Below are 7,744 nucleotides of genomic sequence, written 5' to 3'. Positions count from 1 at the left end.
CCTCACCCCCCTTCGGGTTCACCAGTCGCCTGCGGAGGGAAACCCTCCTGCAGCGCTGGATTCACCGTAAAGCTACGCTATGGCTAACGCCACGCTGCGCTATCACGTCCCCTCTCCTTAGTAAGGAGAGGGGCGGTTTTGGCGCAAGACAAAACCGGGGTGAGGTAAAGCGAGAATCGTGGGCAAATCCCATTTAATTTATTTACTCAAAAGAAAATAAATCAATCTCTCGTTCCCATGCTCAGCATGGGAATGCACATCTAGAGGCTCTGCCTCCCAATGATTCTGAAGATTTTCAGTAATTTTGTTACGAAAACAGAAACGCATATTGGCTTGCGTAAATGAACGTTATACAATCAACATTACATTCTCCAGAGAATCTCTCAAACAATTAAATAAACAATCAATATCAGGATTCGCGCTCGCAATAATATCGCTGTCATTGATAAATTATTGAGGCTTAAATATGAACAGGAGTGCAAAGCTTCGGTGTATTTTTTGCTGCTCATTTTCTAAGTTTTCTCGTTACAGTTTAACATTATTACTCACAGCAGTCTTGTTATCTGACTCTGTAGTAGCAACACCAAGAAATGCAAATTTGCAGATAGCACAGCAGTCAAACACAAAACCAGAAAATACCTTGACCCCAGAGCAAAAAAAACTGGAACACGAAGGACTTAAACTGTTGAATGAAGGGATAAAACTGGCTAATGAGGGGACTCTAGAATCAAAGCAACAAGCAATTCAAAAAGATGAAGCAGCATTAAAATTCGCGCGACAATTACCCGATAAAAGATTGGAAGTAGTCGTGCTACAGAATATTGGTGCTGTCTACTCGCTTTTAGTCGAATACAACAAAGCGTTGGAATATGAAAAACTAGCACTAGCTATTAGTCGTGAACAGAAGTTGACATCTCAAGAAGCTGACACCCTCTGGGGTCTGGGAGTAACATACTCGAACATGGATGATAACCAAAAAGCTTTGGAAAATTTCAACCTTGCGCTTTCCATGTATCGCTCTGAAAAACAACCAGAGAAAGAGGCTGATACTTTGAAGTTTATCGCTAAAATCTATGAAGAACAGTTTGATAAGCACCAAGAAGCAATTCAAGCATACAAACAAGCTTTAGCTCTTCAACAAAATGATCCTCCAAGCCAAGCCAGTACTTATTGGTTTATGGGTACAACATATTGGAAGTGGGGTGAGAATAAGAATGCTCTTGACTCGTCGGATAAGGCTCTAGAAATCTACCGCCGAATTAACGATATCTCTGGACAGGTTACAGTCCTTGAGTTTAGGAACAGTGTTTACACTACATTAGGTGAGAATCAGAAAGCGCTGGAACAGCTACAGCAAGCACAGAGACTATTACAACAAGTTCCTCAAGATCGACTATCTCAAGCAAGTATTCTGGTGAATTTTGCATCTACTTACCGATCATTGGGCGAATATCAGAAAGCGCTTGATTACTTGCAACAAGCGCGCTCGCTGTCTAAAAAAGTAGGAGCTCGTCAACGAGAAATCTCGGCTCTGAGGCAAATATCTAGTTTGTACCAGGTGTTCATTGGGGAGTATGGGAAAGCACTGGATGCCTTAGAGGAAGCGCTTACCGTTGCCCGTGCTATTAACAACCGTGTAGAAGAAGCTGAAATACTCAACAATCAAGCAGATATCTATGCATCACAAGGTGAGTATCAGAAAGCACTCGATACCTTCAATCAAGCACTCACTATTCAGCGTCAACTAAAAATACGCGGTGGACAAGCCGACACTCTCAGCAATATGGCGAAGCTCTACAGGTCATTAGGCGACTATCAGCAGAGTATTAACACTAGTCAACAGGCGCTGGATTTATATCGGCAATTAGGCGATCGTAAAAATGAAGTTTTCAGTCTGAGCTCCATTGGTGATGCTTATCATCAAATGAAAGATTATCCTCAAGCTATAGAATATTACAACAAAGCGCTGTCTCTGAGTCAACAGATCGGAGGTCTAGTTCAACCATCACTTCTATTCGGTGATTTGGGAAGAACTTACCTGTCATTAAAGGAGTATGACAAAGCGCTAAATAATGCCAGCAAGTCTCTTTCTATGGTGCGTCAGCAGAAGGACAAACACTTAGAAAGCGCTGGCTTAGCTTTACAAGGGAAAATATACCGGGAAAAGGGAGATTATCAACAAGCGCTGTTATTATTTGAGCAGTCAAAATCTTTGATCCAACAATTAGGAAATAAGTATACAGAAGCCGGTGCTCTCAGACAGATGGGTAAAACATACAACTCTTTAAAACAATATCAAACAGCGATTGATAACCACAATCAAGAACTCGCCATCAGAAAAACTTTAGGTAACAAAGCAGAGGAAGCAGCAACACTTTACCAAATTGCTGTGAATGAACGCGACAGAGGTAATTTACAAGCAGCTCTCACCTACATTAAACAAACAACTGAAATTATTGAAGGGATACGTACCAAAGTCACGAGTCAAGACTTGCGTAGTTCCTACTTTGCCACAGTCCAGGATTATTACCAATTCTACATCGACCTGTTGATGCGGTTGCACAAAAAAGACCCGTCCAAAGGATACGATGCAGAAGCGCTGCACATCAGCGAACGCTCTCGCGCCCGCAGTTTAATAGAACTATTAACCGAAGCTCATGCTAATATCCGCAAAGGCGCTGATCCAAAACTTTTGGCAGAAGAACGCCGCTTACAGTTTCTTTTGGAAGCGCGACAGAAACGGTTAGCATCACTATTTGAATCTAAGATCAAGGTCAGCGAACAACAAATCGCAACCCTGAACACAGAAATTGCAAATCTTCTGAACCAATACCGTGAATTAGAAACAAAAATTAGGACTAATACGAAATATGCAAATTTAAAGTATCCCAACCCCCTGACTTTGCCTCAAATTCAGCAACAGCTAGATAAAGACACGTTGCTATTGCAATATTCCCTCGGTGAAGAACGAAGCTACCTTTGGGCGGTGACTCCTAATTCAGTGCAAAGCTACGAACTAGCAGGACGCAAAGAAATAGAGCAAAAAGTAGAGGATTTACGCAAACTCTTAAGTGACTCTGGGATGAATAAAGTTTCCCCAGAACAAACAGCAAAAGCCGCCGATCAACTTAGTCAACTCATCCTTGCTCCTGTTGCAAAAGATTTGGGTCAAAAACGCTTGCTAATTGTCGCCGATGGTGCATTGCAATACATTCCTTTCACTGTGCTGACTGTGCCACAATCATCTGTTAGCGCACAAAATTATCAACCATTGCTACTCAACCACGAAATAGTTAGCTTACCTTCCGCTACAACCATTGACATTCTCCGGCAAGAACTCAAAGGACGCCAAAAAGCACCAAAGACGCTAGCCATTCTTGCTGATCCAGTGTTTAGCAACACAGATAAACGTGTGACAGGAGTTGTCAAAAACCCTGCGCTCAACAAAAATGACCAACCAACAACTCAAACATCGCAGACTGCAATTGAGCTAGATAAGTCTGCCTTAATGAGGGCAACTAGAGACATAAAAATAGGCAATTTTTTGCGGATCGAAGGAACGCGAAAACAGGCTGAGGAAATTATGAAACTAGTTTCCCAGCCACAAAGGTTACATGCTTTTGATTTTGATGCTAATTATACCTGGGCAACTAACCCACAACTTAGTCAATACCGCTACCTGCTTTTTGCAACCCACGGCATACTCAACGAGATTAACCCAGAATTATCAGGAATAGTGCTATCCCAGGTAGATAAAAATGGCAACCAACAACAAAAAAGCTTTTTGCAACTGCCTGATTTATTCAATCTCGACTACCCAGCAGAATTGTTGGTACTGAGTGCCTGTGAAACTGGACTGGGCAAGGAAGTCAAAGGAGAAGGATTATTAGGCTTGACAAGAGGATTGATGTATGCAGGAGCGGCGCGAGTTGTGGTGTCTTTGTGGAAGGTTGACTATGAAGCAACATCAAAGTTGATGAGCGAATTCTACAAAGAAATATTGCAACAGGGCAAAACTCCAGCAGCAGCAATGAGAGCAGCACAGCTAGAAATGTGGCAGCAGGAGGAGTGGCGCAACCCTTATTCTTGGGCGGCTTTTACCCTGCAAGGGGAATGGCGGTAACAATTCAAAATTCGCTCATTCAAAGTTCAAAATTCAAAATTCGCTCATTCAAAATTTCGGAGTTAGGAGGAACTACAAATGAAACGGCAATTTATTCTTCCTTTTTTAGCAGGTCTTGTGGGTACAATGCTGTTAGGTGTTTGGGCAACGCTATCTGTGCAAGCACAGTCTAAACCAGTACCGCCGAAGTTTACTACAGTTACAAATCTTGCAGATTTTAATTTAGTCATTGACAAAAAACCCGTCTCGCCAAGTGATGTCAAAGAGATTGATGAACCACCCGACGCAAGACAGGCTATTATTGGCGCAGATGACCGTATCCCGATGACTAGTAGAAAAAAACCTTGGTCAGCGGTTGGTAAAATTGAAGGAATAGATGCTGACGGTCAAGACTACAGTTGCACGGGTACGCTGATAGCTGATGATTTGGTGTTGACTAATTCTCACTGCGTAGTTAATCCTGATACTCGTAAAGTCAGTCGGGCGATCGCCTTTAAACCGAATTTAATTAACGGTCAAGTACGCGATAAAAATGATATCGCCTATGCAACCACTGCTAAGGCTGGAACAGACTTCAAAAGCGGGACATTGGCAGATTATGTAGACGACTGGGCTATTCTCAAACTTGACAGACCTCTTGGGAAAAAATACGGTGTTATTCCTTTGAAATCTCTACCATCCTTCGACCTTGTAGGGGATACACAAAAATTTGCCCTAGTTGGTTATTCTGCTGATTTTCCTAACCCCAAGAAAAAAGAATACCAAGAATTTACAGCTGGAGAAAGGATGACTGCTGGCGTTCACTTGGGATGCAGCATTCTCCGGCAAAAAGATAACTTACTGTACCACAACTGCGATACAAAAGGCGGGGCTTCTGGCGGCGCAATTATCGGCAATATTGGCGGTAATTATTATGTCCTCGCTTTGCATTCTGGCTGGAACACTGTTAACGGACTGAAATTAAACCGTGCAGTTGAAATATCTCGTATACAACCAGCGTTGCGAGGAAATTAGAGAGGAAGAATGAGGGGATTTGAAAGGAGTGCGATGGTGGGGAGCGATCGCACTCCTTTTGGGCGTATCACCACCCGTTACGAATGAAAGAAACTTTATAAATACAGCAAAGCAACTAAATATCCAGACAAATTTTATCTAGTAAAACAGACATAAATGTTTTCATTATGTTGTCATAAAAACCTTCTTTTTGCCACACGATAGATGTTTATAAAAACAATGATCCATCTAGCATAATTTATGAGAGTTATACGAGATATAACTGCATCCTTTTTGTCTATTCACTAGTCATTCAAACCTTGAATACCTAAAGAAAATAGCAGAAGATAGTTAACAGGAAAAGACAAGACAAAGTCCAATCCTAAAACAAAGAACTTGAACCAGGAATACATTTCAAATGGCTAAGATTACAATTGCTCAACTGCCAACCTCTGACAGCTATATCAATGAGCTATCAAATACTGAGCTTGATGCAACAAAAGGTGGAGACGGAAACAACGGCAATACCATTATTCTTGGCGGCGGAAACAGCGGCAATAACATTAATATTGGCGACGGTAAAGCTGGAGATAACTATGGGGGGTATGGATACTACCCTTACTACCGGTACTACTACTAAAAAGTTAGATCACTAATCGTTTCTATCAATTTGAGAAATAAAGCTTGAGTGATAATCTTCTTCATAAAGAATGACATTCACTCGCTTTACTTCTGAATTTATTGCTCAGTCTTATCCTGCATCTTACTCAAGTAAGATGCAGGTTTTTTCTTAAAGTAAACACTCTGTTATTAATCTGGACATAAAAGAACTAGTTGATCTTATGATAAGTCCGGAATGATTTTCATCTGGTCAATTTGTTGTTTGAGCCACTCTGAGAAGAAATCTGTAGTTATTTTATTGCGTAGTTTATCATCCAATTGTGGTTGAACGATTTCTTCCACAAAAATTAAATTGATTCCTGAAGACGTCACAATTGGCTTGAGAAGCTGAGGCGGCTTAGCAGCAAACACAGCAGCAGAAATTTCTGGCTTTAAATCTTTACGATACACTGTCCCCCGATATCCGCATTTTCGGCGTAACTCTGTGTCCTGGACATATGTGTGAGCAACATCATAAAAGCTCATTTCACCTTCTTTTATAGTGTAATAAAGCTCTATTGCCAAATCTTCATCATCTAAGACAACTTCGTACATGACTGCGCCAATATAGTCTAGTTGGTTTTCAAAGAAATAGGGTTCAATTTTATCTGCAAACAGATGTTTGACCAACTCTCCATAAATGCTGCTGGTGTATGCGATTTGTTCAAAGTCTTCAATGGAAAGGTGATGTTTTTGGAGCCATAGCCATGTCTCTTCAGCACTTCCAAGGTTGTTTATTAATCGGAAAGTATCTGCTGTTTTCTGGAGTACTTCATCTTCTACTTCAATACCAATCTTCTCAGCAGCAACTGCAACAATTTTACGGGTTACAATCTCTTGGATAATTTCCGGAATTTTACAAGATAGCTTGACTTGTTGAAGAACATCTTCACTGGTAATAGTAACAGGATTTAACATCATATTTATTCCAATTAAGTAAACGAACTTAAACCTAGCACTTTCTATAATTTAAAATTGCCTTTCTGCAACTGCTGAAACGGATCGAGCAGAAAATCAATAATCCGACGTTGTCGTACAATCACCTCAGCTGTCGCTGTATCTCCAGGACGCAAGGAAATACATTTATCTGCCTTGGGAATACAATTCTGTTTCAGGGCAATTTCTAAGTTATAAGCTGCCACTTTTCCATTAGCTGTTACCACCTCTGTTGTAGTAGGAGAAATCTCCACCAATTCTCCTTCTACAACTCCATAATCCTGGAATGGATAAGCATCAAACTTTAGCTTGACTGGCATTTTTTTCTGCAATGAACCACTCTCGGCTGTCGTTATCTGTGCCCGAATAATTAAAGGCGCACCTTCTGGAGCAATTTCTGCAATCATTGTTCCTGACTGCACGACAGCCCCAGCCCTTTGTATTGGTAACTGAAACACCCTACCAGCAACCGGTGATTTTAAGACTCTTTGCCCTAACTGTAGCTGTAAACTTTGAATTTGACTTTTACTTTGAGCAATCTCTGACTTGAGGGTAGTCATTTCTGTTTCGAGATTCTTCAGTTGTTCTTCACTTTTTAAGACAGCTAGCTTCCCAGAATGAGTCAAAGTTTGATAACTTCTTTGCTGTTCCTTCAGGCGCAAGTAAGCCTGTTCAATCTCAGCTTTGGCTTTGCGAATAGTCTGCTGATAATGACTTTGTTGTTCTGCTAAGCGTAGTTTCGCTTGCGAAATCTCTGATTGACTTTGTGCAAACGACTTTTGCCTTTCGTTTGCCATGTCTTGCTTTTGTACAACATTAACTTCTGCAACAATCCCTTCTTGACTTAACTGTCTATAGCGTTTCACCTCCTGCTGGGCACTTGCTAAACCACTCTCTACAAACTTACTTGCTGTTTGACTAGACTCAACAGTTTCTCTTGCCTGGTTGACTTGTGTCAGTTTTTCTTCTTTTTGTAGTTCATAAGAATTTTTGAGAGCACTAAAATTCTGCTGCGCTTGCTCAATTTGAGCC

Annotated in this window: 6 protein-coding genes; 4 read left to right on the top strand and 2 right to left on the bottom strand. The window is 41.1% G+C overall.

What is annotated here, in order from left to right:
• From DP116_RS28650 to DP116_RS18840, 4 genes are all read left to right on the top strand, one after another.
• A partial coding sequence (locus DP116_RS28650) for a hypothetical protein (RefSeq protein ID WP_211173379.1) occupies window positions 1-197 on the top strand: 197 nt, incomplete at its 5' end.
• Between the two features lie 359 nt (window positions 198-556).
• Complete coding sequence (locus DP116_RS18850; protein ID WP_246275698.1) at window positions 557-4,123, top strand: CHAT domain-containing tetratricopeptide repeat protein; 3,567 nt, start codon at window positions 557-559, stop codon at window positions 4,121-4,123.
• Between the two features lie 78 nt (window positions 4,124-4,201).
• Window positions 4,202-5,137, top strand: coding sequence for a trypsin-like serine peptidase (locus DP116_RS18845; protein WP_169156630.1), 936 nt, complete (start codon window positions 4,202-4,204; stop codon window positions 5,135-5,137).
• A 397-nt stretch (window positions 5,138-5,534) separates the two neighbouring features.
• Window positions 5,535-5,756: a hypothetical protein gene (locus DP116_RS18840; protein WP_169156624.1), complete on the top strand. Its 222-nt coding sequence runs from the start codon at window positions 5,535-5,537 to the stop codon at window positions 5,754-5,756.
• Between the two features lie 200 nt (window positions 5,757-5,956).
• Here the strand turns inward: DP116_RS18840 and DP116_RS18835 are convergent, their stop codons facing one another.
• Window positions 5,957-6,694, bottom strand: a complete 738-nt coding sequence (locus DP116_RS18835; protein WP_169156633.1) for a peptidylprolyl isomerase — start codon at window positions 6,692-6,694, stop codon at window positions 5,957-5,959.
• A 44-nt stretch (window positions 6,695-6,738) separates the two neighbouring features.
• Window positions 6,739-7,744, bottom strand: a 1,006-nt coding sequence (locus tag DP116_RS18830; RefSeq protein ID WP_246275697.1) for a beta-barrel domain-containing protein, incomplete at its 5' end; no start/stop codon positions are given.

This window comes from Brasilonema bromeliae SPC951 (genome assembly GCF_012912135.1).
Lineage (GTDB): Bacteria > Cyanobacteriota > Cyanobacteriia > Cyanobacteriales > Nostocaceae > Brasilonema > Brasilonema bromeliae.
Note: the sequence above shows the minus strand (reverse complement) of the source record. Positions and strands in the feature narration are given on the sequence as shown.

Coding starts and splice junctions, on each gene's coding strand:
- DP116_RS18845 (WP_169156630.1), top strand. CDS start 4,202: ATGAAACGGCAATTTATTCTTCCTTTTTTAGCAGGTCTTGTGGGTACA.
- DP116_RS18840 (WP_169156624.1), top strand. CDS start 5,535: ATGGCTAAGATTACAATTGCTCAACTGCCAACCTCTGACAGCTATATC.
- DP116_RS18835 (WP_169156633.1), bottom strand. CDS start 6,694: ATGTTAAATCCTGTTACTATTACCAGTGAAGATGTTCTTCAACAAGTC.